At 71.7% G+C, this 26,376-nt stretch carries 23 protein-coding genes; 19 read left to right on the top strand and 4 right to left on the bottom strand.

What is annotated here, in order from left to right:
- Positions 1 to 18 precede the first annotated feature (18 nt).
- The 5 genes from ACH4VO_RS27640 (at position 19) to ACH4VO_RS27620 (ending at position 3,778) form a co-directional block, all read left to right on the top strand.
- The gene (locus ACH4VO_RS27640) at positions 19 to 480 is read left to right on the top strand and encodes a DUF6278 family protein (protein ID WP_360993493.1); all 462 of its coding nucleotides are present in this window, start codon (positions 19 to 21) and stop codon (positions 478 to 480) included.
- 101 nt (positions 481 to 581) lie between these two features.
- Entirely contained in the window at positions 582 to 1,325 is a 744-nt protein-coding gene (locus ACH4VO_RS27635; protein WP_360993496.1) for an amino acid ABC transporter ATP-binding protein, read from the top strand.
- Positions 1,326 to 1,336: 11 nt separating this feature from the next.
- On the top strand, positions 1,337 to 2,251 hold the full coding sequence (locus ACH4VO_RS27630) for a glutamate ABC transporter substrate-binding protein (protein WP_360993499.1): 915 nt from the start codon (positions 1,337 to 1,339) through the stop codon (positions 2,249 to 2,251).
- A gap of 13 nt (positions 2,252 to 2,264) precedes the next feature.
- Positions 2,265 to 2,909, top strand: coding sequence for an amino acid ABC transporter permease (locus ACH4VO_RS27625; protein ID WP_360993502.1), 645 nt, complete (start codon positions 2,265 to 2,267; stop codon positions 2,907 to 2,909).
- Positions 2,906 to 3,778, top strand: a complete 873-nt coding sequence (locus tag ACH4VO_RS27620; protein WP_360993505.1) for an amino acid ABC transporter permease — start codon at positions 2,906 to 2,908, stop codon at positions 3,776 to 3,778. The genes ACH4VO_RS27625 and ACH4VO_RS27620 overlap by 4 nt, the downstream gene beginning before the upstream one ends.
- Before the next feature lie 383 nt (positions 3,779 to 4,161).
- Here the strand turns inward: ACH4VO_RS27620 and ACH4VO_RS27615 are convergent, their stop codons facing one another.
- The gene (locus ACH4VO_RS27615; protein ID WP_360993508.1) at positions 4,162 to 4,947 is read right to left on the bottom strand and encodes an SAM-dependent methyltransferase; all 786 of its coding nucleotides are present in this window, start codon (positions 4,945 to 4,947) and stop codon (positions 4,162 to 4,164) included.
- 336 nt (positions 4,948 to 5,283) lie between these two features.
- Here ACH4VO_RS27615 and ACH4VO_RS27610 point away from each other — a divergent pair, with 336 nt between their 5' ends.
- On the top strand, positions 5,284 to 6,846 hold the full coding sequence (locus tag ACH4VO_RS27610) for a N,N-dimethylformamidase beta subunit family domain-containing protein (protein ID WP_360993511.1): 1,563 nt from the start codon (positions 5,284 to 5,286) through the stop codon (positions 6,844 to 6,846).
- A gap of 118 nt (positions 6,847 to 6,964) precedes the next feature.
- On the opposite strand, the gene ACH4VO_RS27605 is transcribed toward ACH4VO_RS27610, so the two are convergent.
- On the bottom strand, positions 6,965 to 7,519 hold the full coding sequence (locus tag ACH4VO_RS27605) for a M23 family metallopeptidase (RefSeq protein ID WP_360993514.1): 555 nt from the start codon (positions 7,517 to 7,519) through the stop codon (positions 6,965 to 6,967).
- A gap of 363 nt (positions 7,520 to 7,882) precedes the next feature.
- On the opposite strand from ACH4VO_RS27605, the gene ggt reads away from it, so the two are divergent.
- Entirely contained in the window at positions 7,883 to 9,700 is a 1,818-nt protein-coding gene (ggt, locus tag ACH4VO_RS27600; RefSeq protein WP_360993517.1) for a gamma-glutamyltransferase, read from the top strand.
- Between the two features lie 227 nt (positions 9,701 to 9,927).
- A complete protein-coding gene (locus ACH4VO_RS27595) occupies positions 9,928 to 10,308 on the top strand; it encodes a PPOX class F420-dependent oxidoreductase (RefSeq protein ID WP_360993520.1) in 381 nt (126 codons plus the stop codon).
- Between the two features lie 159 nt (positions 10,309 to 10,467).
- Here ACH4VO_RS27595 and ACH4VO_RS27590 read toward each other — a convergent pair whose 3' ends face one another.
- Positions 10,468 to 10,881 (bottom strand): arsenate reductase ArsC, encoded by a 414-nt coding sequence (locus ACH4VO_RS27590; protein ID WP_360993523.1) that lies wholly within the window; start codon positions 10,879 to 10,881, stop codon positions 10,468 to 10,470.
- 94 nt (positions 10,882 to 10,975) lie between these two features.
- On the opposite strand from ACH4VO_RS27590, the gene ACH4VO_RS27585 reads away from it, so the two are divergent.
- Genes ACH4VO_RS27585 through ACH4VO_RS27575 form a run of 3 tightly spaced genes read left to right on the top strand, consistent with a single transcriptional unit; the run spans position 10,976 to position 13,454 of the window.
- Positions 10,976 to 11,284 carry a metalloregulator ArsR/SmtB family transcription factor gene (locus ACH4VO_RS27585; RefSeq protein ID WP_360993526.1) on the top strand — a complete coding sequence of 103 codons (309 nt, stop codon included), beginning with the start codon at positions 10,976 to 10,978 and terminating at the stop codon, positions 11,282 to 11,284.
- Positions 11,281 to 12,399, top strand: a complete 1,119-nt coding sequence (gene arsB / locus ACH4VO_RS27580) for an ACR3 family arsenite efflux transporter (RefSeq protein ID WP_360993528.1) — start codon at positions 11,281 to 11,283, stop codon at positions 12,397 to 12,399. Before ACH4VO_RS27585 ends, arsB begins: the two co-directional genes overlap by 4 nt.
- Positions 12,396 to 13,454, top strand: a complete 1,059-nt coding sequence (locus ACH4VO_RS27575) for an ArsO family NAD(P)H-dependent flavin-containing monooxygenase (RefSeq protein WP_360993530.1) — start codon at positions 12,396 to 12,398, stop codon at positions 13,452 to 13,454. Before arsB ends, ACH4VO_RS27575 begins: the two co-directional genes overlap by 4 nt.
- A 329-nt stretch (positions 13,455 to 13,783) precedes the next feature.
- Here ACH4VO_RS27575 and ACH4VO_RS27570 read toward each other — a convergent pair whose 3' ends face one another.
- Positions 13,784 to 14,158, bottom strand: a complete 375-nt coding sequence (locus tag ACH4VO_RS27570) for a metalloregulator ArsR/SmtB family transcription factor (RefSeq protein ID WP_360993533.1) — start codon at positions 14,156 to 14,158, stop codon at positions 13,784 to 13,786.
- Between the two features lie 164 nt (positions 14,159 to 14,322).
- Here ACH4VO_RS27570 and ACH4VO_RS27565 point away from each other — a divergent pair, with 164 nt between their 5' ends.
- The 8 genes from ACH4VO_RS27565 to ACH4VO_RS27530 all read left to right on the top strand — a co-directional run bounded on the left by ACH4VO_RS27565 (position 14,323) and on the right by ACH4VO_RS27530 (position 26,351).
- Entirely contained in the window at positions 14,323 to 15,723 is a 1,401-nt protein-coding gene (locus tag ACH4VO_RS27565; protein WP_360993536.1) for an NAD(P)-binding domain-containing protein, read from the top strand.
- A 631-nt stretch (positions 15,724 to 16,354) separates the two neighbouring features.
- Positions 16,355 to 17,197 (top strand): nitrilase-related carbon-nitrogen hydrolase, encoded by an 843-nt coding sequence (locus ACH4VO_RS27560; RefSeq protein ID WP_360993539.1) that lies wholly within the window; start codon positions 16,355 to 16,357, stop codon positions 17,195 to 17,197.
- A complete protein-coding gene (locus ACH4VO_RS27555; RefSeq protein ID WP_360993542.1) occupies positions 17,194 to 18,477 on the top strand; it encodes an aspartate aminotransferase family protein in 1,284 nt (427 codons plus the stop codon). The genes ACH4VO_RS27560 and ACH4VO_RS27555 overlap by 4 nt, the downstream gene beginning before the upstream one ends.
- A gap of 64 nt (positions 18,478 to 18,541) precedes the next feature.
- A complete protein-coding gene (hydA, locus tag ACH4VO_RS27550; protein WP_360993545.1) occupies positions 18,542 to 19,930 on the top strand; it encodes a dihydropyrimidinase in 1,389 nt (462 codons plus the stop codon).
- A 233-nt stretch (positions 19,931 to 20,163) separates the two neighbouring features.
- Positions 20,164 to 21,165: a TIGR03842 family LLM class F420-dependent oxidoreductase gene (locus tag ACH4VO_RS27545; protein WP_360993547.1), complete on the top strand. Its 1,002-nt coding sequence runs from the start codon at positions 20,164 to 20,166 to the stop codon at positions 21,163 to 21,165.
- 582 nt (positions 21,166 to 21,747) lie between these two features.
- On the top strand, positions 21,748 to 22,170 hold the full coding sequence (locus ACH4VO_RS27540; protein ID WP_360993549.1) for a hypothetical protein: 423 nt from the start codon (positions 21,748 to 21,750) through the stop codon (positions 22,168 to 22,170).
- Between the two features lie 180 nt (positions 22,171 to 22,350).
- Positions 22,351 to 23,832, top strand: coding sequence for an amidase (locus tag ACH4VO_RS27535; RefSeq protein WP_360993552.1), 1,482 nt, complete (start codon positions 22,351 to 22,353; stop codon positions 23,830 to 23,832).
- 296 nt (positions 23,833 to 24,128) lie between these two features.
- On the top strand, positions 24,129 to 26,351 hold the full coding sequence (locus ACH4VO_RS27530) for an NADP-dependent isocitrate dehydrogenase (protein ID WP_360993555.1): 2,223 nt from the start codon (positions 24,129 to 24,131) through the stop codon (positions 26,349 to 26,351).
- Positions 26,352 to 26,376: the final 25 nt, after the last annotated feature.

Genomic DNA, 26,376 nt, shown 5'->3' with positions numbered 1-26,376 from the left:
GGATGGGACCCTTGTGGCATGAACATCCCTTTCCTGGACAACTGGCGCAAGCGCCAGGGCGGTACGCAGGGGGTGGCTCTCGCGGCCGCCGTCGAGACCGATCCGGACGGCGTGGCCGAACTGCTCGCGGAATGCGAACTCCTGCGCGCCCGCGCGGGACAGTGCGGACTCGAACTCGACGACAGCCCCGCCTCGTTGTCCGCGCTCGACCAGCTGCCGCCGCTGTGGCGCGACGACCCGGAAGAGCTTCCCTGGCTGGGCAACGACGCCGGCCTCTACCTCGGCACCGTCCTCGTACGCACCGTCCCCGGTGCCGTGTGGGACATCCTCGCCGGAGGGAAGCCCGTGGTGCGGCTGGCCTCGGGGCGCGAGATCGATGTCGTCGCGGCCGGTCTGGACTGGGCGATGACGGGCAGCCCCGAGCTGTCCGAGATGTACGCGGAGTCGGCCGAGAGCGGGCCGATCGGCAAAACGCGATAAGCAGCCTTATACGCTGCCGGTGCGTGTCGGCTCCGAAGCGCCGGTCCGGCCTGGATAGTTTGCGCTGACCTCGGCACAGCGAAAAGTGGGTAGGGCAGCGTATGGCAGTCGATCCGTTGATCGAGCTGCGGGACGTCAACAAGTACTTCGGGAAGTTGCACGTCCTGCAGGACATCAATCTCACCGTCGGCCGCGGGGAGGTGGTGGTGGTCATCGGCCCCTCCGGATCGGGCAAATCCACGCTCTGCCGGACGATCAACAGACTCGAGACCATCCAGTCCGGTCGCATCACCATCGACGGCGAGCCGCTCCCGGAGGAGGGGAAGGGCCTCGCGCAGCTCCGGGCCGAAGTCGGCATGGTCTTCCAGTCGTTCAACCTGTTCGCGCACAAGACCGTGCTGGCCAACGTCTCGCTCGCCCAGCTCAAGGTCCGCAAGCGCCGGAAGGACGAGGCGGACCGGCGTTCCCGGGAACTGCTGGAGCGGGTCGGGCTGGCCTCCCAGGCGGACAAACTGCCCGCCCAGCTCTCCGGAGGTCAGCAGCAGCGCGTCGCCATCGCCCGGGCCCTGGCCATGGACCCGAAGGCCCTCCTCTTCGACGAGCCCACCTCGGCGCTCGACCCGGAGATGATCAACGAGGTGCTGGAGGTGATGCGCCAGCTCGCCCGCGAGGGCATGACCATGGTGGTCGTCACCCACGAGATGGGCTTCGCCAGGTCGGCCGCGAACCGCGTGGTGTTCATGGCCGAAGGCCGCGTCGTCGAGGACCGCACCCCGGAGGACTTCTTCACCGCTCCCGAGAGCGACCGCGCCAAGGACTTCCTGTCGAAGATCCTCAAGCACTGACAGGGGGCACCGTGTTGCGTACGAGGAACATCGCGGCCCTGCTCGCGGGCCTGCTGCTCGCCGCGCTCGGCGCCGGCTGCGGCAGGGAGGGCAGCCCGCCGGTCAAGGGGCCGAAAGCCGGGCAACTGCCCCACTACACCGTCGACACGGGCTTCCGGCTGCCCGGGTCGAAGACCTGGACACAGGCCAAGAGGCGCGGCTACCTGGTCGTCGGCGCCAAGGAGGACCAGCCCTATCTCGGCGAGAAGGACCCCGCCACCGGCGTCTACTCCGGCTTCGACATCGAGATCGCCCGCATGATGGCGGCTTCCCTGGGCTTCGAACCGAAGACGATCCGCTTCCGGACCATCGCCTCCGCCAACCGGGAGACAGCCCTCCAGAACGGCCAGATCGACTACTACGTCGGCACGTACACCATCAACGACAAGCGCAAGAAGCTGGTGGGCTTCGCCGGGCCCTGCTACCTGGCCGGCCAGAGCCTGCTCGTACGCACCGACGAGAACGACATCCACGGGCCGCAGGACCTCGCGGGCAGAACCGTCTGCTCGGCCGCCGGCTCCACGCCGTACCAGCGCATCGCCGCCGACTACCCCAGGGCGAAGCTCGTCGCCTACGACACCTACTCGATCTGCGTCGACAATCTCCTGACCTTCCAGGTCGACGCCGTCACCACCGACGATGCCATCCTGCTCGGCTTCGCGGCCAAGGCCCCGAAGGAGATGAAGCTCGTCGGCAAGCCCTTCTCCGAGGAGCCGTACGGCATCGGCGTGCCGCGCGCGGACAACACGCTGCGCTACGCCCTCGACGACGCCCTGGAGGCGAACGAGAAGAACGGCAACTGGAAGAAGGCGTTCGAGGCCACCCTGGGGCTCTCCGGAGTGCCCGCGCCGACGCCGCCGCCCATCGACCGCTACCCGGCGAGCTGAGGGGCAGGCCACCGTGTACGTACTGACAGACAACTTCTCGCTCTACGGCAAGGGTTTCCTCGGCACCCTGGAGCTGACCGTCTACTCCTCGGTCCTCGCCCTGCTGCTCGGCTTTGTGATGGCGTCCTTCCGGGTCGCGCCCGTGGGCTCGCTCCGGGTGATCGGCACCGTGTGGGTCGCGGTGCTCCGCAACACGCCGCTGACCCTGCTGTTCTTCGCCGTACTGCTCGGGCTGCCGCGGTTCGGCCTGGTGCTGCCCTTCAAGGTCTTCGCGGTCCTCGCCCTCGGCTGCTACACCTCGGCCTTCATCTGCGAGGCCCTCCGCTCCGGCATCAACACGGTGCCCACGGGCCAGGGCGAGGCGGCCCGCAGCCTCGGTCTGTCCTTCGGGCAGACACTGGGCAACGTGGTGCTTCCGCAGGCCTTCCGGTCGGTGATCCCGCCCGTGGGCTCGACCCTCATCGCCCTGGCCAAGAACTCGGCGATCGCGGGGGCCTTCAGCGTCACCGAGCTGCTCGGCACCTACAAGCCGCTCAACGAACTCGGCTACAGCATCATCTGGTCGTTCGTCTGGATCGCCGTCGGATATCTCATCATCACCCTGTCCATCAGTGCGCTCTTCAACCTGATGGAGAAGCGCTGGGGAGTCGCCCGATGACCCATTCCGCCACCGCCCTGTACGACATCCCCGGGCCCGTCACCCGCAGACGCCACTTCGTCTACGGGGTCGCCGCGACGGTGCTCATCCTCGCGGCCCTCGGCTGGCTGCTGTACCTCCTCTTCGACACGGACCAGTTCACCGCGGCCAAATGGTCGCCGTTCACCTACAAGGGCATCCAGGAACTGCTGCTGCGCGGCCTCGGTAACACCCTGAAGGCCTTCGCATACGCGGCGGTGCTCTCCCTCGCGCTCGGGGCCCTGCTCGCCGCCGGGCGCCTCTCCGAGCACCGGCCGGTGCGCTGGGTCTCCACGCTGCTGGTCGAGTTCTTCCGGGCCATGCCCGTCCTGGTGATGATCTTCTTCATCTTCGTCGCGCTGAAGGTGCAGCCGCTGCCCGCGCTGGTCGCCGGACTGACCCTCTACAACGGCTCCGTACTCGCCGAGGTCTTCCGCACGGGCATCAACTCCGTGGAACGGGGCCAGCGGGAGGCGGCGTACGCGCTGGGCCTGCGCAAGACGCAGGTCACCACGTACGTCCTGGCCCCGCAGGCCGTCCGCGCGATGATGCCCACCATCATCAGTCAGCTGGTCGTGGCCCTCAAGGACACGTCTCTGGGCTTCCTGATCACCTACGAGGAGTTCCTCCACGCGGGCAAGCTGATCGCCTCGAACCTCGACTACGATCTGCCGTTCATCCCCGTGGTCATGGTGATCTCGCCGATCTACATCGGGATGTGCATGCTGCTCTCCTGGTTCGCCAACTGGGTGGGCGGACGGCAGCGGCGCAATCCGAAGACGAAGGCGGTGGGCGTCGCCCCCGCCGAACCAGGAACGCTGCTGCCGGGTACGCAGGAGCCTCGGGCCTGATCCGCACATCGGACCCGAGCCCGCACGGCAGCGGCCGGTGATCACCCCTCGCCCCGGGACAGCCGGTCCCGTCGGCGGGGAGAAGGTCAGCTGCGAGCCGGGCGGAATGTGCCGGAAGTACAGAGGATCGACGGCGTCGATCACCAGGGCCGGCGGTCACCGGCCGGGACGGCGTAGGCGGCGGAGAACACTTCCGCGTCTACGCCGGAACGGCTGGTGCGGTGACCGCCCGTGGAACACGTAGGGGGCGTTGCCGACCACCATGCCGAGGACGGGCGGCACCCGCGTCGCCGAGCACGGCGACGCGGGTGCCGCTCTCCTTGGTACCGGGGCCTGCCCGCGCGTGCCGGCGACAGACGGGTGCCGGCGGCGGGCAGGGCAGTTCACGGCTTGCGCGCGACAAGCCCCCACTGGTCGACGGCTGTCGGGTTCTCCTCGGTCGGACGCCAGTACGCGATCGAGACGAAGCCGGGCTCGAGCAGATCGAGCCCCTCCGCGCACCCCGTGATCTCCTCCGGCTCACGCACCAGGTAGGGCGGGTTGTCGCCCGAGTCGTACGCCTCCTGCGCCGCGAGCGTCTGCGGTGTCTTCACCGTGTCGCAGAGCACCAGGTAACTCCCCGGAGCCATCCGGGCCATGTACCGCCGCACCACGCTCATCCCGTCGGCGGGGGTCAGATGCCCCAGGGTCGACAGCAGGAGCACGGCCACCGGCTCGGAGAGGTCCAGGGTCTTCGCCGCCTCGTCCACCACCTCGTCGGTGTGCGACAGGTCCGCGTCGACGTACGCCGTCCTGCCCTCCGGGGCGCTGGTCAGCAGGGCGGCGGCGTGGACCAGGACGATGGGGTCGTTGTCCACGTAGACGATCCGGGAGTCCGGGGCGACGGCCTGCGCGACCTCGTGAGTACTGTTCTCCACGGGCAGGCCCGTCCCCACGTCCAGGAACTGGCGTACGCCGAGGCCCGCGAGGTGCCGGACCGCGCGGGCTTGGAAGGCGCGCGAGGCCTGCGCGATGTCGGCCATCTGCGGATAGGCGGACGTGACCGCGTCGGCCAGCTCCCGGTCCACCGGGTAGTTGTCCTTCCCGCCCAGCCACGCGTTCCACACCCGCGCCGAATGCGGAATGTCCGACCGGATCTGCTTGCGGAACTCGGCGTCGTCAAAAGTCATCGGTTTCTCCTACTAGCCACGCACTCTGCGCAGTTGGGCCCAGAGGTCAGCGGATCGCGCTCACCACCCGACCGTACCCTTACCACACGGGGGAGCGCCCGGTGCCGGGGCCCCGGTCGCCGGCCGGATCTCCGGCCGCGCGGAGCGAGCAGCCCCGCACGCGCTCAGTCGGCGGTCAGGACGTCCACGCCGCCCGGCTCCGCCGTGCCAGGGACAGCCGGCGGCCCGTCCCGGATCCCTGCCGGGCGTCCGGCCCCTCTCTGGTGGCCGGAGGTGTGGTGCTGGCCCACGATGACGGCAAGAGCATGTGACACCTTCGGCAGGGGAATGATTCCGATGGATGTTCCGACGGATGCGGAGCGGGAAGGCCCGGGCCGCGGCGACGGTGGAGGAGGCCTGGCCCGCAGGCGGTTCCTCGGGGTGACCGCGGCGGCCGGCGTCTCGGCCGCGGGCATGACCACGCAGGGCTGCGACAGGGCCCCGGGCCGCGCCCCGGGCGCTTCGGCTCGCCCCTCCGAGTCATCCCGCCCGGGCGACTCCGGCTGGCGCATCCGCTCGACGGGTCCGCCTGAGGCCGTTCTCGGCTACACCGACAAGGTGAGCGTCCTGCCGGGCGAGACCTTCGGACTGTACGTGTCCACCACCGCACCGGGGTTCCGCGTCTCGGCGTACCGGATGGGATGGTACGGCGGCGCGCAGGCACGCCTGGTCTGGCGCTCCGGCAGGGTGGCCGGACGGGTCCAGGGGGAGCCGGCCTCGGCTCCGGGGACGCGCACGGTGCGGGCCGGCTGGAAGCGTACGGTCCTCGTACGCTCGGACGGCTGGCCGGAGGGTGCCTATCTGCTGCGCCTCGACGCGGAGGGCGGACACCAGCGATACGTCCCCCTGATCGTCCGCTCGGTGAACGCCAGGGGGAAGACCCTGCTGGTCCATGCGCCGGCGACGTGGCAGGCGTACAACCTGTGGGGTGGCTCCAGCCTTTACGAGGGCGAGGGCGGATCCTACGGGAAGCGCGCCCTGGCGGTCTCCTTCGCCCGGCCCTACGACAGCAACGGAGCCGAGAAGTTCCTGGTGTACGAGCGGGCCGCGGTCGTCCTTGCGGAGCGGCTGGGCCTGCCGTTGGCGTACAGCACCGGCATCGACATCCACCGCGACCCGACGGTGCTGCGGGACGCCGTGTGCGCGGTCACGCTCGGCCACGACGAGTACTGGACACCTCAGCAGCGGCAGTCCATGACCCGCGCCCGCGACGCCGGAACCAACCTGGCCTTCCTCGGTGCCAACACCTGCTTCCGCCGGATCCGGCTCGAGGAAGGGGAACGCACCGTGGTCTGCTACAAGACCGACTACCGCCACGATCCCCTGTACCCCCGCCAGGGCGCCCTGGTGACCACCGACTTCCGCCAGGACCCCGCTCCCGACCCGGAGTCGTCGTTGACGGGGGTCCTCTACGAGGGCTATCCCACAGACGCCCCCTACGTCGTCCACGAGGCCGGTCACTGGCTCTTCGAGGGGACCGGAGCGAAGCGGGGCGACGCCTTCCCCCACCTCGTCGGCGTCGAATACGACCGCGTCACCCCCGGTGCCCTTCCCGACGCGCCGATCGAGGTCGTCGCCCACTCGCCCCTGGTCTGCAACGGCAGGCGGAGCCACGCCGATTCGGCGTACTACACGGTGCCGAGCGGGGCCGGCGTCTTCGCGTCCGGGACCATGCGCTGGGTCGAGGGCCTCCTGGCCGGAACGAAGGAGAACGGCCGCAACCACGGCATGGACGCACGGACCGGAGCGTTCGTCACGCGCACCACGGAGAACCTGCTCCGTGCCTTCGCGGAGGGACCGGCCGCGAAGGTCAGGCCGGCACCTCGCGACAACGTGCGCGAGGTCTACGGCTCGGCGTGAGCCGGACGCGCACGCGCCGGCCGGTCAGGACCGCCCCCGACGGCACGGGACACGGTCGGCCGCCGTCCTCGCAGGGCAGTCCCCTCCCGCCGGGGACTGCCGGGGGCGGCCCGCCGGGTCAGGCGTACGCGTTCACACTGACCGGACGGGTCCCGGTGTACGGCGTCCAGCCCTGGAGGGTGGCGGGCAGGCCCACGCGGCTGTTGCAGTCGATCACCTGGAAGTGCAGATGCGGTGCCGTGGAGTTGCCCGTGCTGCCCGACCAGCCGACGATCCGGCCCTGCGGGACCCAGTCACCCGGCTCGTAGAACGACCTGTTGAGGTGCGCGTAGTGGGTGCACTGGCCGTTCGAGTGACGGATGAGCACCTCGATGCCGTTCTGCCAGTACGGCGACCAGTTCGAGAAGACGATGGTGCCCGCCTGCGCCGCGGACACCTCGTAGTTGGCGGGGAGGCCGAAGTCCCAGGCGTACTCGTTGTACGGGCCGGTGTGCGAGTACGTACCCTCCGGCCCCTGGGTGACCGTGTACGCCTCACCCGCCGGGTAGGGCAGTTCGTAGTAGTAGTCCACGGCCGCGGCCGGGGAGGCCCCCGTCATCGTGATGCCCACTGCCGTCAGCAGTGCGCTCGCCCCCACCGCCAGACGGCGCAGACCCCTCTTGACTCCGCTCATGTGCGTCTCCGTTCATGTTCCACCAGCACCGGAATCCGCTTCCCGTCGGAGCGGACGAGTGCAAGCGTCGGGTGCGCGCGGAGGGTCGCACAAGGGCCCCAGGGGCCTGTGGCCGGTCCCTGCCATCAGCGCAACGCCCGTGCGCAGAAACGCCGTCGGGTGCTCAGGGCTGCGGACCACGGCGGGGGCCGCGGGCCGGTTCGAGCCGCGCCACCGATCGCCGTGCCGCGCTCACCCGGCTCGGTACCCGGCGCGCGGACGGCGTGCGAGCCGGCGGTGGTCGGGACGACCGGCCGAGGCGGTCCTGACGATCCGGCCGGTGCGGCGTTACCCTGCGCGGACGATTCTCCACTGGAGGTACGGATGCGTCGTTCCGCAGGCCGGAATGTGTCGTTGTTGAGTGTGATCGCCGTCATCAGCTCGCTCGGTGCCGCGGCCCCCGCAGCCCCTGCGGCCGCGTCACCCCTCGCACCACCACCCCCCAAGTCACCGGTGGCGGTGGGATACGGGGGAGCGGTGGCGAGCGTCGACGCGGACGCGTCGGCGGCCGGTATCGAGGTGCTCCGCAAAGGAGGCAACGCCGTCGACGCGGCCGTGGCGACGGCTGCCGCCCTGGGGGTCACCGAGCCGTACTCGGCGGGCATCGGAGGCGGGGGCTACTTCGTCCACTACGACGCCGCCGAGCGCACCGTACGGACCATCGACGGCCGGGAGACCGCGCCACGCAGCGCGGACTCCTCGCTGTTCCTGGAGAACGGGCGGCCGATCCCGTTCAACGACGCCGTCACCAGCGGCCTCGGCGTCGGCACCCCGGGCACACCGGCCACCTGGGACAAGGCGCTCGACGCGTGGGGCAGCGTCCCGCTGGGCACGCTGCTGAAACCGGCCGAACGGCTGGCACGCGACGGGTTCGTCGTCGACGACACCTTCCGCTCACAGACCGCGGGCAACCAGGCCAGGTTCGCCGACTTCCCGGCCTCCGCGAAGCTCTTCCTGCCGGGCGGTGAACTCCCGGCCGTCGGCTCCGTCTTCAAGAACCCCGACCTGGCCCGGACGTACGAGACCCTGGGCCGTGAGGGTATCGACGAGCTGTACCGTGGCGAACTGGCCCGGGACATCGTCTCGACGGTTCGCAAGCCCCCCGTCGCCCCGGACGCGACCCGGGTGGTGCGCCCCGGCGACCTCACGGCCGACGACCTGAAGGCGTACCACGCACTGCACCGGGCGCCGACGAAGGTCGGCTACCGGGGCCTGGACGTCTACGGCATGGCCCCCTCCTCCTCGGGCGGTACGAGTGTGGGCGAGGCACTCAACATCCTCGAGTCCACCGACCTCTCGAAGGCGAGCGAGGCGCGGTACCTGCACCGGCTGATCGAGGCGAGCCGGATCGCCTTCGCCGACCGGGGGCGCTGGGTCGGCGACCCGGCATTCGAGGACGTGCCCACCCGTGGGCTGCTCAGCCAGCGCTTCGCCGACTCGCGCGAGTGCCTCATCAAGGACGACGCCGTCCTCACCAGCCCGCTCGCCCCCGGCGATCCGCGCCACCCCACGCGCTGCGCGGCCGGTGGCACGGCTGCCCCGACGACGTTCGAGGGCGAGAACACGACCCACCTGACCACGGCCGACAAGTGGGGCAACGTCGTCGCGTACACGCTGACCATCGAGTCGACGGGCGGCAGCGGCATCACTGTGCCGGGGCGGGGTTTCCTGCTCAACAACGAACTGACGGACTTCTCCTTCGCGCCCGCCGCTCCGGCGGTGCACGACCCGAACCTGCCCGGTCCGGGCAAGCGGCCGAGGTCGTCCATCTCGCCGACCATCGTGCTGGAGCACGGCAGGCCGGTGCTTGCCCTGGGCTCGCCGGGCGGCGCGACGATCATCACCACCGTGCTGCAGTCGCTGACCGGCCACCTGGACCGGGGGCTTCCCCTCGTCGAGGCGATCGCGGCGCCACGTGCCAGCCAGCGCAACTCGGCCACCACCGAGATCGAGCCGGGGCTGTGGAACAGCCCGGTGCGCGGGCAGTTGGAGGCGCTCGGCCACGTCTTCAAGGCGAACCCGGAGATCGGGGCGGCCACGGGTGTCCAGCGGCTGCCGGACGGACGCTGGCTCGCGGCCGCGGAAAAGGTGCGCAGGGGCGGTGGCTCGGCGATGGTGGTGCGGCCGGGCGGCCGTCCGTGACAGTACGGTCCGCTCCGTGACGCCGGGCCGGTGCGACGGGGCAGCCCCGCGCACCGGCCCGGGGCCCTCCGGCCACGTCGGCCACGTCGGCCAGGACGGGCCTGCGAGCCGCGTTCCGTCCGGACCTGCCGGACTCGTGCGCCCGGGGCGCCGCACCGGGCGCGGGCAGGGCCGCGGGCGGGAGGTCCCCCAACTCCGCGGACGGGAAACGGAGTAGGGTCGCCACCGTGACTCTCCAGGACTTCGCCCGCAGCGAGTACGTCAGTCTGACCACCTACCGCAAGGACGGTACCCCCGTGGCCACCCCGGTCTGGGCGGCCGCCGAGGACGGCGTGCTGTACATCTGGACCCGGTCCGATTCCTGGAAGGTCAAGCGGCTGCGCCGCGACAGCCGGGTGCGCGTCACCGTCTGCGACGTCCGTGGCCGGATCGCGGAGGGCGCGCCCAGCGCCGAGGGCACGGCCCGCCTGCTCGACGCGGCGGAGACCGCCGCGGTCCGCAAGGTACTGGCCCGCAAGTACACCTGGAAGTTCTGGATCGTGGACCTTCCGGCCGCCCTCGTACGGTTCGGCAAGCGGCCCCACACCGGGATCGCCGTCACCTTCTGAGCGGGACGCGCCGGACCCCGCGCCCTCAGGTGTCCCACGGCCGTGGAGCGCGCGGGGTCCTTCCGTCACAGGCCGGCGGTGCGCTGCCGTCGGCCGGAACGGCTCCCGGGCGTCGGGCCGGTGAAAGCGACGTGACGGAGCACCAGCCGCGTATCCCGCTCACGCCGTCTCCTCCGGGGCGGTCTCGGCGATCAGGCCCTCGACCAGAGCCCTGATCTCGTCGCGGATCGGGCGCACGGCTTCGACGCCCTGGCCGGCCGGGTCCGCGAGCTTCCAGTCCAGGTACCGCTTGCCGGGGAAGACGGGACAGGTGTCACCGCAGCCCATGGTGACGCACACGTCCGACTCGCGTACCGCATCGACGGTGAGGATCTTCGGCATCTCCTCGGAGATGTCGATGCCGACCTCGGCCATGGCCTCGACGGCGGCCGGATTGACCCGGTCTCCGGGGTCGGAGCCGGCGGAGCGAACCTCGACGCGGTCTCCGGCCAGGTGGTTCAGCCACGCGGCGGCCATCTGGGAGCGGCCGGCGTTGTGGACGCAGACGAACAGGACGGACGGCTTGTCGGCCATGGTGATCGTTCTCTCCCGTCGCACGGCGGAACCCCGCCGCCGATGACTTCAGCCCTTGATGGCGGCAGCAGTGACGATGTGACAGTATCAGCGCATGCTGACTTCAGTCGATCCTGATGTGATCCGGGTGCTGGGCGATCCGCTCCGCCTCCGGATCGTGACCCTGCTGGCGCGCGAGACCCTCTGCATGACGCACCTGGTCGAGGAGACCGGAGCTAAGCAGACCAACCTGTCCAACCACATGAAGGTGCTGCGCGAGGCCGGACTGGTGGAGACCGAGCCGTGCGGCCGCTTCGTCTACTACACACTCAAGCCCGAGGTCCTGGCCGGCCTGTCCGAGCGGTTCGCCGCACTCGCCGCCTCCGCCCGCACCGCTGCCGGGAACAGGAGGGCGTGCCCGTGACGGCCACGGAGCCCACCACCGCCCCCGCCCAGGGTGCGCGTCTCTCCGGGGACGACTCGGTCGTCAGGAAGCTCTCCACCCTCGACCGCTACCTCGCGGTGTGGATCCTGCTCGCCATGGCCGTCGGCCTGGGCCTGGGCCGCCTGATCCCGGGGATGAACGACGCGCTCGCGAAGATCGAGATCGGCGGGATCTCCCTGCCGATCGCGCTCGGCCTGCTCGTCATGATGTACCCGGTCCTCGCCAAGGTCCGCTACGACCGGCTCGACCGCGTGACCGGCGACCGGAAGCTGATGGTCTCCTCGCTGGTCATCAACTGGATCGTCGGCCCCGCGGTGATGTTCGCCCTCGCCTGGATCTTCCTGCCGGACCTGCCCGAGTACCGCACCGGCCTGATCATCGTCGGGCTCGCCCGCTGTATCGCCATGGTCATCATCTGGAACGACCTCGCCTGCGGTGACCGCGAGGCCGCCGCCGTCCTGGTCGCGCTGAACTCGGTGTTCCAGGTGCTCGCCTTCGGCCTGCTGGGCTGGTTCTACCTCGACCTGCTGCCGCGCTGGATGAACCTCGGTGACGGCCAGGGCCTGGACGTGTCCGTGTGGCACATCGCGCTGAACGTCGTCATCTTCCTCGGCATCCCGCTGCTGGCCGGCTTCGTCACCCGCCGCGTCGGCGAGCGGAAGCTGGGCCGCTCCGGCTACGAGACGGGGTTCCTGCCGAAGATCGGCCCGTGGGCGCTGTACGGGCTACTCTTCACGATCGTCATCCTCTTCGCCCTGCAGGGCGCGACCATCACCTCCCGCCCGCTGGACGTCGCCCGGATCGCGCTGCCGCTGCTGGTCTACTTCGCGATCATGTTCTTCGGTACGTTCCTGCTCGGCAGGGGCCTCGGGCTGGCCTACGACCGCACCGCGACCCTCGCCTTCACCGCGGCGGGCAACAACTTCGAGCTGGCCATCGCGGTCGCCGTCGCCACCTTCGGCGTCACGAGCGGGCAGGCGCTGTCCGGCGTCGTCGGCCCGCTCATCGAAGTCCCGGTGCTGATCGGCCTGGTCCACGTCGCGCTCGCCTGGCGGAGGAAGTTCGCCGCCGACGCGGTGACGACGGCCCCATGACGCGGCGCACGGACGTGGTGGTGATCGGAGGCGGCCAGGCAGGGCTCGCCGCCGGCTATCACCTGAGCCGGCAGGGGCTCGACCACGTCATCCTGGACGCGGACGCGGCACCGGGCGGTTCCTGGCAGCACATGTGGGACTCCCTGCACCTGTTCTCCCCGGCCGGGTACTCCTCCCTGCCCGGCCGCCTCATGCCCGCCCAGCCCGGCGAGACCTACCCGGACGCCGGACACGTGGTGGACTACCTCGCCGACTACGAGAAGCGCTACGGCCTGCCCGTCCAGCACGGCACCCGCGTGCGTTCCGTACGCCGCGAGGCGGGCCGGCTCCTGGTCGAAGCGAACTCCGGCACCTGGCTGGCCCGCGCGGTCATCAGCGCCACCGGCACCTGGTCACGGCCCTTCCTCCCCGCCGCGGCGGGCCGCGGCGGCTTCACCGGACGGCAGCTGCACACGGTGGACTACCGCTCTCCGGCCGACTTCGCCGACCGACGCGTCATCGTGGTCGGCGGCGGGAACTCCGGCGCGCAGATCGCCGCCGATCTCGCCCTGGACGGCGGTGTCGATGTGAGGTGGGTGACCAGGCGGCCGCCGCGCTTCCTGCCGGACGACATCGACGGCCGCGCCCTGTTCGACGTCGCCACCGCCCGCCGCCGCGCCCTCGAAGCAGGCCGGGGCGACACCGGCGGGGTGGCCTCGCTCGGTGACATCGTCTCCGTGCCGCCCGTACGCGCGGCCCGCGACGCCGGACTCCTCCAGGCGGAGCCGGCCTTCGCGAGGCTGACCGCCGACGGTGTCCGATGGGCCGACGGCAGCCACACGGAGGTGGACGCGGTGATCTGGTGCACCGGCTTCCGCCCGGCCCTGGCCCATCTGGCCCCGCTGAACCTGCGCGGCCCACGCGGACACATCCCCACCGACGGCACCCGCGCGCTCGGCGAGCCGCGGCTGCACCTGGTCGGCTACGGCGACTGGACCGGCCCGGCCTCCGCCACCCTCATCGGCGTAGGCCGCCCCGCCCGCGACGCCGCCCGCGAGATCGCCCGACTGAGCTGACGGCCACGGATGACAGGGCTGCGGGACTCGACGAAGCCGAGGTCGCGCAGGCCGTCGCGCCGGTGCCCGCCCCCGGATGCCGATGACACGGGATCAGGCCCGCCGGTGAACGGCAGGACCCCCGGTGCGCCCGGGCATGATCCCGGCCCGGACGCTCCGGACCCCGCCTGCCCGGGGGAGCCGACCAGCACCTCGAACGAGGCGGAGGTGACCCGCGGGCGGGCGGCGTGGACGAGGACCGCGCGCTCGTCCACGCCCGCGTCCGCGTGCCGCTCCGGGACCTGCTCGGCGGCGGCCCGGCAAGGAGCCCCCTCCCTTCGCCGTTGCGGTCAGGCGGCGGCCGGAAGGGTAAGCAGCTTGCCCATCGCGGCCAGGACGGACGGCTCGACCCGGTAGTAGACCCACGTGCCGCGCCGCTCGGAGGTGAGCAGACCGGCCTCCTTGAGCTTCTTCAGGTGGTGGGACACCGTGGGCTGGGAGACGCCCACATCGCTGATGTCGCACACGCACGCCTCCCCGTCCTCGTGCGAGGCCACGGCGGAGAACAGGCGCAGCCGGACGGGGTCACCGAGCGCCTTGAACATCCGCGCGGCAGTCTCGGCCTCCGGGGCGCTCATGGGGCGCTCGGCCAGGGGCGGACAGCAAGGCGCTCCCCCTCGGCCGTCGGCGGTTTCGAGCAGCGGCGGCACCTTCACATGCGACATACGCCTATGTTGACACACGTCGAATCAGTGCGGGAGGACCCGTCGTGGCGCTCCTCCGGCGAGCCCATCATTTCGAAGTCTGTCTATGTTGACGCCCGTCAATGCAGGTGCCATGCTGGGCTCCGCAAGCCATCGACGATTGTCGAAATACGCAAGGAGTCGCCGTGAACGCGCTCGCCACCACCGAGCTGCCCGTCGTCGTGATCGGGGCCGGACCCGCCGGGCTGGCCGCCGCCGCCCACCTGCTCGACCAGGGTCTCGAGCCTCTGGTCCTGGAAGCCGGGCCCACCGCCGGTGCCGCGGTGCGCGAGTGGTCGCACGTGCGCCTGTTCTCCCCCTGGGGGGAGATCGTCGACCCGGCCGCGGAGGAGCTCCTCGCCCCCACCGGATGGACGCGGCCCGACCCGGCTGCCTACCCCTCCGGTCGCGACTGGGCCGACCTCTACCTGCAACCGCTCGCCGACGTGCTCGGCGACCGCGTCCACCTCGGCGCGACGGTCACCGGTGTCTCCCGGGCCGGCCGGGACAGGATCGTCGACGCCGACCGCGAGCGGCAGCCCTTCGTCGTCCACGTCGCCCTCGCCGGCGACCGTGAGGAGCGCGTCCTCGCGCGCGCCGTCATCGACGCCTCCGGCACCTGGGCCACGCCGTCCCCGGCCGGCGGCAGTGGCCTTGCCGCCCTCGGCGAGCGCGCGGCGGCCGACCGGATCACCTACCGCGTCCCGGACCTCAAGGACCCGGCCGTCCGCGCCCGTTACACCGGCAGGCGCACCGCGGTGATCGGCTCCGGCGCCTCCGCTTTCACGGCCCTCGCCTACCTCGCCGACCTGGCGAAGTCCGACGGAGGCGCGGGGACGAAGGGCGTGTGGGTCCTGCGCCGGGGCATCTCGGGTTCCACCTTCGGCGGTGGAGAAGCCGACCAGCTCCCGGCGCGCGGCGCGTTGGGTCTGGCGGCGAAGGCCGCCGTCGACGCCGGTCACGCGGACGCGGTCACCGGCTTCCGCATCGAGGAGATCGAGCGCGACGCGGACGGCCGCCTGGTTCTGGTGGGCGAGGGTGGGCGCCGCCTGGACGCGGTCGACGAGGCGATCGTGCTGACGGGCTTCCGTCCGGACCTGTCCTTCCTTGACGAGTTGCGTCTGGGCCTCGACGAACGCCTGCAGGCGCCGGCCCTACTGGCTCCGCTGATCGACCCCAACCAGCACTCCTGCGGCACCGTCCACCCGCACGGCCACCGCGAGCTCTCCCACCCCGAGCAGGGCCTCTACGTGGTCGGTATGAAGTCCTACGGCCGCGCCCCGACGTTCCTGGCCATGACCGGCTACGAGCAGGTCCGCTCGGTCGCCGCCGCGATCGCCGGCGACCTCGCCTCCGCCGACCGTGTGGAACTCACCCTCCCGGAGACCGGGGTGTGCGGCGGCGCCGGCCTGTTCGACGTCCCCGAGGCCCAGCAGGGCGACGGCGGCTGCTGCACACCCGCCCCGCAACTCATCCGGCTCGCCGCCCCCGCCCCGGCCGGAGCGGCTGCCGATCAGACCCCGGCGGGCGGCTGCTGCGGCTCCTGACAGACGTGGGCACGTGGGGCCGTGACCGGCCTGCGCACATGGGGCCGTGACCGGCCTGGGCACGTGGGCACGTGGGGCCGTGACCGGCCTGGGCACGTGGGCACGCGGGGCCGTGACCGGCCTGCGGGGTACCGGTCGCGCCCCCGCGCCGCGCTGTCCGCCCTGGGCGTCCCGCAGATCCTGAGCGGGGGCTCCGTCCGTTGCGCCCCGCTCGGAGGCTCGCCTGTGTTCCGCGCGGCGGCCGGTTCAGCACCCCGTGCGCGGGCTTCCCCGGACTGACCCGTCCACACTCGGAGCCGCCACCGCCCCGGCACTCCCGGCCCTCCGCCTCCACGTGGGCGGAGATCACCGGGCCACGTACTCGCCCGTGCGCGGGGTGGCAGCGGGTCGGGTACGCGGCGTCGCCGCCCGAGCGCGTCACGTCCCCGTGCGGTACGGCCGCGCATGGGTGCCGCTCATGCCCCCGGGCGGGTGTGGACCGCTCGGGTGTGAAACATGATCGACTCCGCCGGTTCACGGCGATGGTCTTGCCCCGCCGTGTGGCGGGGCTTACGTTCTCCTCCTACGTACTGTGTCTACGTGCGTAGAGCATGTGTTGAGGCTCTCTGACGCCACGTCGAAGGAGCAGCTCATGTCCCACGTCGTACGCGCCGCACTCGTCCAGGCGACCTGGACCGGCGACACCGAATCCATGATCGCCAAGCATGAGGACCATGCCCGCGAAGCCGCCCGGCAGGGAGCGAAGATCATCGGCTTCCAGGAGGTGTTCAACGCCCCCTACTTCTGCCAGGTGCAGGACCCCGAGCACTACCGGTGGGCCGAGGCGGTCCCGGACGGTCCCACCGTCCGGCGGATGCGGGACCTGGCCCGTGAGACGGGCATGGTGATCGTCGTGCCGGTCTTCGAGTTCGAGCAGTCGGGCTTCTACTACAACACCGCCGCCGTCATCGACGCCGACGGCTCCTACCTCGGCAAGTACCGCAAGCACCACATCCCCCAGGTCAAGGGCTTCTGGGAGAAGTACTACTTCAAGCCGGGCAACGCCGGCTGGCCGGTCTTCGACACGGCGGTCGGCAAGGTCGGCGTATACATCTGCTACGACCGGCACTTCCCCGAGGGTTGGCGTCAACTCGGCCTCAACGGAGCCCAGTTGGTCTACAACCCGTCGGCCACCTCGCGCGGCCTCTCCGGTTACCTGTGGCAGCTGGAACAGCCCGCCTCAGCCGTTGCCAACGAGTACTTCATCGCCGCGATCAACCGGGTCGGGCAGGAGGAGTACGGCGACAACGACTTCTACGGCACCAGCTACTTCGTCGACCCGCGCGGACAGTTCGTCGGCGACGTGGCCAGCGACAAGGAGGAGGAACTCCTCGTACGCGACCTCGACTTCGGGATGATCGAGCAGGTCCGCCGGCAGTGGGCGTTCTACCGGGACCGCCGGCCGGACGCGTACGACGGGCTGGTGGAGCCGTGAGCGGACTGTACGAGCGGCACCGCGCCGTCAGCCCCGACTGGCTGGCCCTCTACTACCGGCAGCCCCTGGAGCTCACCCACGGTGAGGGGCGCCACGTCTGGGACGCGGACGGCAACCGCTACCTCGACTTCTTCGGCGGCATCCTCACCACCATGACCGCGCACGCCCTTCCCGAGGTGACCAAAGCCGTCTCCGAGCAGGCCGGCCGCATCATCCACTCCTCGACGCTCTACCTCAACCGCCCGCTGGTCGAGCTCGCCGAGCGCGTCGCCCACCTCTCCGGCATCCCCGACGCACGGGTCTTCTTCACCACCTCGGGCACCGAGGCCAACGACACCGCGCTGCTGCTCGCCACGGTGTACAGCGGGTCGAACCAGATCCTGGCGATGCGCAACAGCTACCACGGCCGGTCGTTCTCGGCGGTGTCCGTCACGGGCAACCGGGCCTGGTCGCCCACGAGTCTGTCTCCGTTGCAGACCACGTACGTCCACGGCGGGGTCCGCAGCCGTGGGCCGTACGCCGAACTGAGCGACGAGCGGTTCATCCAGGCCTGTGTGGCCGACCTGGAGGACCTGCTCGGCCACACGCGGGGAGCCGCCGCGCTGATCGCCGAACCCGTACAGGGCGTCGGCGGCTTCACCGCACCCCCCGACGGGTTGTACGCGGCCTTCCGGGAGGTCCTCTCCCGGCACGGCATCCTCTGGATCTCCGACGAGGTGCAGACCGGCTGGGGGCGTACTGGTGACCACTTCTGGGGTTGGCAGGCCCACGCGGACAACGGACCGCCGGACATCCTGACGTTCGCCAAGGGCATCGGCAACGGCATGTCCATCGGCGGCGTCGTCGCCCGCGCCGACGTCATGAACTGCCTGGACGCCAACTCCATCTCGACGTTCGGCGGTTCCCCGGTCACCATGGCGGCCGGTCTGGCCAACCTCACCTACCTGCTGGACCACGACCTCCAGGGCAACGCACGACGGGTCGGCGGACTGCTCATCGAGCGGCTCCGAGCCGTCGGCGCGGCCTCCGCGGCCGTACGTGAGGTGCGGGGACGCGGCCTCATGATCGGTATCGAGCTCGTCAGGCCGGGCACCGACGAGGCGGACCCCGAGGCCGCGGCGGCCGTGCTCGAAGCGGCCCGCGCCGGCGGGCTGCTCATCGGCAAGGGGGGCGGTCACGACACCAGCGTCCTGCGGATCGCGCCGCCGCTGTCGCTCACCGTCGCCGAGGCGGAGGAGGGCGCGGAAATCCTGTCCGACGCACTGCGAGCGGCCGGGTGACGGCACACGCGGAACGGTCGCCGACCGAACGCGTCCCGCATCCGCCGCGAGGGGAGCAGAAGCCATGACACGTACGCTGATCACCGGCGGTCTGGTCGTCACCGCCTCGGACGAACTGCACGCCGATGTGCTCGTCGAGGGCGGCCGCGTGGTGGCCCTGGCCACGCACGACAGCCACGGGTGGACCGCCGAGCACAGGATCGACGCCAGGGGGAAGTACGTCATCCCCGGCGGGGTCGACGCCCACACGCACATGGAGATGCCCTTCGGCGGGACCTTCGCCTCCGACACCTTCGAGACGGGGACGCGGGCCGCGGCGTGGGGCGGCACGACGACCATCGTCGATTTCGCCATCCAGTCCAAGGGCGGGTCGCTCGGCGAGGGCCTCGACGCGTGGCACGCGAAGGCGGACGGGCGGTGCGCCGTCGACTACGGATTCCACATGATCATGTCCGACGTGAACCCGTCCTCGCTCAGGGAGATGGACACGCTCGTCTCGGCGGGCGTCACCTCGTTCAAGCTCTTCACCGCCTATCCCGGGGTCTTCCTCTCCGACGACGGCCAGATCCTGCGGGCGATGCAGCAGGCCGCGGGGAACGGCGGGCTGGTGATGACGCACGCGGAGAACGGTCTCGCCATCGACGTGCTGGTCGAACAGGCACTGGCACGGGGCGAGAGGGACCCGCGCCACCACGGCGAGGTCCGCAAGGCCCTCCTGGAGGCGGAGGCCACGCACCGGGTGATCAAGCTGAGCCAGGTGGCGGGCGCACCCCTGTACGTGGTGCACGTCTCGGCCCAGGAGGCACTGGCCGAACTGGCCCGGGCCCGCGACGAGGGCCTCCCCGTCTTCGGTGAGACGTGCCCGCAGTACCTGTTCCTGTCGACCGGCAACCTTGCGGAACCGGACTTCGAGGGCGCGAAGTACGTCTGCTCCACTCCACTCCGCCCCGAGGAACACCAGGCGGCGCTGTGGCGCGGGCTGCGGACGAACGATCTGCAGGTGGTGTCCACGGACCACTGCCCCTTCTGCTTCAAGGGGCAGAAGGAGATGGGGCGCGGGGACTTCTCCAAGATCCCGAACGGCATGCCGGGCGTCGAGAACCGCATGGACCTGCTGCACCAGGCCGTGGTCGACGGGCGGATCAGCCGGCGCCGCTGGATCGAGATCGCCTGCGCGACCCCCGCCCGGATGTTCGGCCTGTATCCGAAGAAGGGCACGATCGCGCCGGGTTCGGACGCCGACCTCGTCATCTACGACCCCGGGGCGCAACAGGTCATCTCCGCCGAGACGCACCACATGAACGTCGACTACTCGGCCTACGAGGGAAAGCGGGTGACGGGCCGGGTGGAGACGGTCCTGTCCCGCGGTGTCCCGGTGATCGAGGACCGGGAGTACGTGGGCCACGCGGGCCACGGGACGTACCTGCCACGGGGGATCGGTCAGTACGTGTGAGACACGGCCCCGCGGCTCACCGGCCGGCGGAAACCTTCCGGCAGGGCGCGGGCGCGTATCCCTCGCCCCGCCTCCGGGGCGACATCGTCGTATCCCGTCCGGGTTCTCCCCGGACGGGGAAGGATCTCCGCCGAGCACGTCACCAGGGAGGCAGCGCCCCCGACCCACCGGCCGCGCCGCACGCGGCACGCACCCCCGCGCACCGACCGCCCGTTCCGCCACCAGGAGCAGCCATGGACTTCGGACTCGTCCTCCAGACCGACCCGCCCGCCTCGGCCGTCGTGGGGCTGATGCGCCGTGCCGAACGCAACGGCTTCCGCTACGGCTGGACCTTCGACTCGACCGTGCTCTGGCAGGAGCCGTTCGTCATCTACAGCCGCATCCTGGAGCACACCGAGCGGCTGATCGTCGGCCCGATGGTGACCAACCCGTCCACCCGCACCTGGGAGGTCACCGCCTCCACCTTCGCCACCCTCAACGAGATGTACGGGAACCGCACCGTCTGCGGCATCGGGCGGGGCGACTCGGCGATGCGGGTGGCCGGCCGCAAGCCCAACACCCTGGCCCGGCTCGGCGAGGCCATCGACGCGATCCGCGACCTCGCCGAGGGGCGCGAGGCCTCCGTCGACGGGCAGCGGGTCCGGCTTCCCTGGGTGAAGGACGGCAGGCTGCCTGTCTGGATGGGGGCGTACGGGCCGAAGGCCCTCGCCCTGGCCGGGGAGAAGGCCGACGGCTTCATCCTCCAGCTGGCCGACCCGTACCTCACCGAGTGGATGGTCAAGGCGGTGCGCGAGTCGGCCGCCGCCGCGGGCCGGGACCCGGACTCGGTCACCATCTGCGTCGCCGCGCCCGCCTACGTGGGCGACGACCTGGACCACGCCCGACGGCAGTGCCGGTGGTTCGGCGGCATGGTCGGCAACCACGTCGCCGACCTCGTCTCCCGGTACGGCGAACACTCCGGCCTCGTACCCGAAGCGCTCACGGCGTACATCGCCGGGCGGTCCGGGTACGACTACAGCCACCACGGTCGCGCCGGCAACCCGGACACCGCCTTCGTGCCCGACGAGATCGTGGACCGGTTCTGCCTGCTGGGGCCGGCCGAGGCGCACATCGAGAAGCTGACGGTGCTGCGCGACCTCGGGGTCGACCAGTTCGCCGTGTACGACATGCACGACGCGAGAGAGGCGACGATCGACGCCTACGGCTCCACGGTCATCCCCGCCCTGTCCGCCTGACCCGCTCCTCTCCCGCCACCCCGCACACTGCCCGTGCGCGCCGCCGTACCGGTACCTTCCGCACCCCTGTCCCGCCCGCAGCCCGTCCCGCCCGCACGACCGGCTGTTTACGCGCACCGGCTGTCCGCACCACCCCGCGCCCCGCACGGCACCGCTCCCGAGCGAAGGGTCCAGCCGCCGTGACCGCAACCGTCCCGCCCGTCCCGTGTCCTCGCACGTCCCGGGCGGAGCGGTCGTGGGCACCGGTACGCCGAGGCGTGAGACGTCCGCGGCCGTGCCCGCCCTCCCGCGCCCCTCGCACGTCCCGGGCGGAGCGGTCGTGGGCACCGGTACGCCGAGGCGTGAGACGTCCGCGGCCGTGCCCGCCCTCCCGCGCCGCACGGTGAGCCGCACCCGGCAGTGCTCCACTCAAGGGCCTCCGCATGCACGTTCCAGCCTGTCGTCCGTTCGGAGGTATGTCGGGGGGTGCGGGGGCCACACAGAGGGGTCGAGCACGCAGGGTGATGCCCTGTCGGGTTTTCGGCTACGGAACGTGGGGGAGTGGTGCCTTCGAACCACCAGGACCGGCACCGGAGGGGTGACATGAACACCAGGGGAGACAGGGGCGACGGGGGAACCGCGACCGTGGACGCGAGGGCCCGCGGGGAGGTGCGGAGGCCGCCCGCGGGGAAGGCCTCCCGCGCCCTCCTGCGTGCCGCCGCCGTCACCGGCGCGGCCCTCGCGCTGGCCGTGCCGACCAGCGCAGCGACCGCCGCGGCGCCCACCGCCGTACCGCCCGGCCTGTCCTGCGACACGGGCAAGCACGCCAACGACGACTACACCGGGTACGCCCTGTGCCGGAACGACGGGAGTGCGACGCAGACGTTCTGGGTCCACCTGGTGTGCGGGTGGTCCCCGGATGTGGACGGCGAGCGCGTGACGCTCGCCCCCGGCCGCTCCGGGCAGTCGACCGCCCACTGCGCCGGCCTCGGTACGGGCATCGGCGAGATCCAGGTACGGCCGTAGGGACCCGGGGCTCCGCCCGTCACCCATGACCCGGCAACCGGCCGGGCCGGGGACGGGCGGCTCCCCCGCGGCATGCTTGAGTGGACCCCCCCTCCTCGTTACTCTCCAGTAGATCCGCGCGGGCGGTTCCGGGGCGGCCCCGGGGGCCGGGGCTCCGGCGGACGCGAGGAGGCGGCAGCGATGTCCTCAGCAGACCCCACCGAACGGACCGGGCCGGACAGGCCACGCGAGACGGCCCCGCAGCCGGGGCTGGTGGCCGACGCGCGCCGGCTCGCCGACGGTACGACGACCTCCCAGGCGCTCGTCGCCGCGGCGCTGGCCCGCATCGAGGCGAGCCGCCACACCCTCAACGCCTTCCGGCAGCTACGCACCGAGGCGGCGCTCGCCGAGGCCGCCGAGGCCGACCGGCGGCTCGCGGCGGGCGAGCGGCTGCCCTTGCTCGGCGTACCGGTCGCGGTCAAGGACGACACCGACGTCGCCGGTATGCCCACCTACTTCGGCTGTGACGGGCGCCTGCCGGCGGCCTCCACCGACAGCGAGGCGGTGCGCCGGCTGCGTGCCGCCGGGGCCGTGATCGTCGGCAAGACCAACTCCTGCGAACTGGGCCAGTGGGCCTTCACCGAGGGGCGCGCCTTCGGCGCCACCCGCAACCCGTGGAACACCGCCCACACACCCGGCGGTTCGTCCGGCGGCTCGGCCGCGGCCGTCGCCGCCGGACTGGTCCCCGCCGCGCTCGGTTCGGACGGGGCGGGATCCATCCGCATCCCGGCGGCCTGGACCCACCTCGTCGGCATCAAGCCACAGCGCGGACGGATCTCCGTCCACCCCCACAGCGACGCGTTCCAGGGGCTCACCGTCAACGGTCCCCTGGCCCGTACGGTCGCCGACGCGGCCCTGCTCCTGGACGCCGCCGCGGGGGCGCACCCCCGCGACCCGCACCGCCCGCCATCCGTCGACGCCTCGGCAGCGGCCCGCCGCGACCCCGGCCGGCTCAGGATCGGCCTCGCGCTCGGCCCGCCGCTCACCCTCACCCGGCACACGCCCCACCCCGAGGTCCTGCGCGCCGTCACCGCACTCGCCGAAGCCCTGGCGCGCCTCGGCCACCACGTGGAGGAGGCCCGCCCGCGCTACGGACTGATCGGCCTCTCCTTCGTGCCCCGCGCCACCGCGGGCATCGCCGAACTGGCCGCGCTGCACCCGGAACCAGGGCTCCTGGACCCGCGCACCCGCAGCGCCCTGCGTACGGGGACCCGCCTCGGCGGCCGGGTGGTGCGGGCGGCCCGCGCACGGGAGGTGCGCCAGCACCGCAGGCTCGGCGCCTTCTTCGACCCGGCCGCGTCGGGGTACGACGTGCTGCTGACTCCGACCACCGCCGCCCCGCCGCCCCGGGTCGGCGCCTTCGACGGGCTGAGCGCCTGGCGTACCGACCTCGCCATGACAGCCGCCTGTCCGTATGCCTGGCCGTGGAACGTCCTCGGCTGGCCCGGAGTCAACGTCCCGGCGGGCTTCACCGGCGACGGCCTGCCGGTCGGCGCCCAGCTGCTCGGACCCTCCCGCAGCGAGGAGCGGCTCATCTCGCTCGCCGCCCAGCTGGAGGCCGACCGGCGCTGGTACGAGCACCGGCCGCCGGCCCCCGGCCCGGCCCGGCCGTCCGGAAACTGACCCGCGCGTCCGCCGCCGTCCGCATGGGGGGCGGTCCCGCCGCGGTGCGGGGCGCATATCGGCCGCGGCCCGACCCGGCCGCGTGCGCGGTTCCGGACGCGGTGCGGGGTGCACGCGCACGGGTCGCCGCTGGTGGGAGCGCGCACAGCGCCGGACGCCCCTCGGGCCCGTCGTGCCCCGGGGCCGGGACGTCCGGCCGTTCCCGGCCGAAGAGGGGACGGGCCCCTGTGGAGAGGGGGGCGGTCAGGAGATATCTTGATGTCAAGCAATGTTGCAGACGTGGAGCGGAGCACCCGGTGACTGACTCGACCATCATCTATACGCACACCGACGAGGCCCCTGCCCTGGCGACGTACTCGTTCCTGCCGGTCGTCGAGGCGTACGCCTCGACCGCGGGAGTCACGGTGGAGCGCCGTGACATCTCCCTGGCAGGGCGCATCATCGCCGGGTTCCCGGAGCGTCTGAGGGCCGACCAGCGTATCGATGACGCACTCGCCGAGCTCGGTGAGCTGGCCAGGACGCCCGGCGCGAACATCATCAAGCTGCCCAACATCTCGGCCTCGATCCCGCAGCTGAAGGCCGCGATCGCCGAGCTCCAGGAGCAGGGCTACGCGCTTCCGGACTACCCGGACGACCCGCAGACCGACGAGGACAAGGACGTCCGCGCGCGGTACGACAAGGTCAAGGGCAGCGCGGTCAACCCCGTCCTGCGCGAGGGCAACTCCGACCGCCGCGCCCCCGCGTCGGTCAAGAACTACGCCAAGGCACACCCGCACCGCATGGGCGCCTGGTCGGCCGACTCGAAGACCAACGTCGCCACCATGGGCGTCGACGACTTCCGCTCGACGGAGAAGTCCGCGGTCATCTCCGAGGACGGCGCGCTGCGCATCGAACTCGCGGGCGACGACGGCACCACCACCGTCCTGCGCGAGTCCGTCCCCGTCCTGGCGGGCGAGGTCGTGGACGCGGCCGTCATGCGCGTCGCCGCGCTGCGCGAGTTCTTCACCGCGCAGGTCGCGCGCGCCAAGGCCGAGGGTGTGCTGTTCTCCGTACACCTGAAGGCCACCATGATGAAGGTCTCCGACCCGATCATCTTCGGCCACGTGGTCCGCGCCTTCTTCCCGAACACCTTCGCCAAGTACGGTGACGTGCTCGCAGCGGCCGGTCTCACCCCCAACGACGGCCTCGGCGGCATCCTCAAGGGCCTGGACTCCGTGCCGGACGTCGGCGCCGAGATCAAGGCGTCCTTCGAGGCCGAACTCGCCGAGGGCCCGGCCCTCGCCATGGTCGACTCCGACAAGGGCATCACCAATCTCCACGTTCCCAGCGACGTCATCGTCGACGCCTCCATGCCGGCCATGATCCGCACCTCGGGCCACATGTGGGGCCCGGACGGCAACGAGGCCGACACCCTCGCGGTCCTTCCCGACAGCAGCTACGCGGGCGTCTACCAGGTCGTCATCGACGACTGCCGCGCCAACGGCGCCTTCGACCCGTCGACCATGGGCTCGGTACCCAACGTCGGTCTGATGGCGCAGAAGGCCGAGGAGTACGGCAGCCACGACAAGACCTTCGAGATTCCCACCACCGGCACGGTGCGGGTCGTCGACGGCAACGGCGACGTCGTGCTGGAGCAGGCCGTCGGCGCCGGTGACGTCTTCCGGATGTGCCAGACCAAGGACGCCCCGATCCAGGACTGGGTCAAACTCGCCGTCACCCGCGCCCGCGCGACCGGCAACCCGGCCGTGTTCTGGCTCGACGAGGGCCGCGCCCACGACGCCAACCTCATCGCCAAGGTCACCACCTACCTGGCCGACCACGACACCGACGGCCTGGACATCTCCATCCGGAAGCCCGAGGAGGCGACCGCTTTCTCCCTGGAGCGCATCCGCCGCGGTGAGGACACCATCTCCGTCACCGGCAACGTGCTGCGTGACTACCTCACCGACCTCTTCCCCATCCTCGAGCTGGGCACCAGCGCGAAGATGCTCTCCGTCGTCCCGCTCATGAACGGCGGCGGCCTCTTCGAGACGGGGGCCGGCGGCTCCGCGCCCAAGCACGTCCAGCAGCTCGTCAAGGAGGACTACCTCCGCTGGGACAGCCTGGGTGAGTTCCTGGCCCTCGCGGTCAGCTTCGAGCACCTGGCCACCACCACGGACAACGCGCGCGCCCAGGTGCTCGCGGACACCCTGGACCGGGCGACCGGCACGTTCCTCAACGAGGACAAGTCCCCGAGCCGCAAGCTCGGTGGCATCGACAACCGCGGCAGCCACTTCTACCTGGCGCTCTACTGGGCCCAGGAGCTGGCGAAGCAGACCGACGACGCCGCGCTCGCCGAGGCGTTCGCGCCGCTCGCCCGGACGCTGGCCGAGCAGGAGCGGACCATCGTCGACGAGCTGATCGCCGTGCAGGGCAAGCCGGTCGACCTCGGAGGCTACTACCAGCCCGACCCGGCGAAGGCGGAGGCTGCCATGCGCCCGTCGGCGACCTTCAACAAGGCCATCGCCTCGCTGGGCTGACCCCCGGCGCGGCGCCGGCCGCATC

The organism is Streptomyces sp. NPDC020780 (assembly GCF_044334475.1).
In the GTDB taxonomy this organism is placed as follows: Bacteria; Actinomycetota; Actinomycetes; order Streptomycetales; family Streptomycetaceae; genus Streptomyces.
Note: the sequence above shows the minus strand (reverse complement) of the source record. Positions and strands in the feature narration are given on the sequence as shown.

Excerpts from the sequence above, each read along its gene's own strand:
- ACH4VO_RS27640 (WP_360993493.1), top strand. The coding sequence starts at position 19 with ATGAACATCCCTTTCCTGGACAACTGGCGCAAGCGCCAGGGCGGTACG.
- ACH4VO_RS27635 (WP_360993496.1), top strand. The coding sequence starts at position 582 with ATGGCAGTCGATCCGTTGATCGAGCTGCGGGACGTCAACAAGTACTTC.
- ACH4VO_RS27620 (WP_360993505.1), top strand. The coding sequence starts at position 2,906 with ATGACCCATTCCGCCACCGCCCTGTACGACATCCCCGGGCCCGTCACC.
- ACH4VO_RS27615 (WP_360993508.1), bottom strand. The coding sequence starts at position 4,947 with ATGACTTTTGACGACGCCGAGTTCCGCAAGCAGATCCGGTCGGACATT.
- ACH4VO_RS27610 (WP_360993511.1), top strand. The coding sequence starts at position 5,284 with ATGGATGTTCCGACGGATGCGGAGCGGGAAGGCCCGGGCCGCGGCGAC.
- ACH4VO_RS27605 (WP_360993514.1), bottom strand. The coding sequence starts at position 7,519 with ATGAGCGGAGTCAAGAGGGGTCTGCGCCGTCTGGCGGTGGGGGCGAGC.
- ggt (WP_360993517.1), top strand. The coding sequence starts at position 7,883 with ATGCGTCGTTCCGCAGGCCGGAATGTGTCGTTGTTGAGTGTGATCGCC.
- ACH4VO_RS27590 (WP_360993523.1), bottom strand. The coding sequence starts at position 10,881 with ATGGCCGACAAGCCGTCCGTCCTGTTCGTCTGCGTCCACAACGCCGGC.
- ACH4VO_RS27585 (WP_360993526.1), top strand. The coding sequence starts at position 10,976 with ATGCTGACTTCAGTCGATCCTGATGTGATCCGGGTGCTGGGCGATCCG.
- ACH4VO_RS27575 (WP_360993530.1), top strand. The coding sequence starts at position 12,396 with ATGACGCGGCGCACGGACGTGGTGGTGATCGGAGGCGGCCAGGCAGGG.
- ACH4VO_RS27570 (WP_360993533.1), bottom strand. The coding sequence starts at position 14,158 with ATGTCGCATGTGAAGGTGCCGCCGCTGCTCGAAACCGCCGACGGCCGA.
- ACH4VO_RS27560 (WP_360993539.1), top strand. The coding sequence starts at position 16,355 with ATGTCCCACGTCGTACGCGCCGCACTCGTCCAGGCGACCTGGACCGGC.
- hydA (WP_360993545.1), top strand. The coding sequence starts at position 18,542 with ATGACACGTACGCTGATCACCGGCGGTCTGGTCGTCACCGCCTCGGAC.
- ACH4VO_RS27545 (WP_360993547.1), top strand. The coding sequence starts at position 20,164 with ATGGACTTCGGACTCGTCCTCCAGACCGACCCGCCCGCCTCGGCCGTC.
- ACH4VO_RS27540 (WP_360993549.1), top strand. The coding sequence starts at position 21,748 with ATGAACACCAGGGGAGACAGGGGCGACGGGGGAACCGCGACCGTGGAC.
- ACH4VO_RS27535 (WP_360993552.1), top strand. The coding sequence starts at position 22,351 with ATGTCCTCAGCAGACCCCACCGAACGGACCGGGCCGGACAGGCCACGC.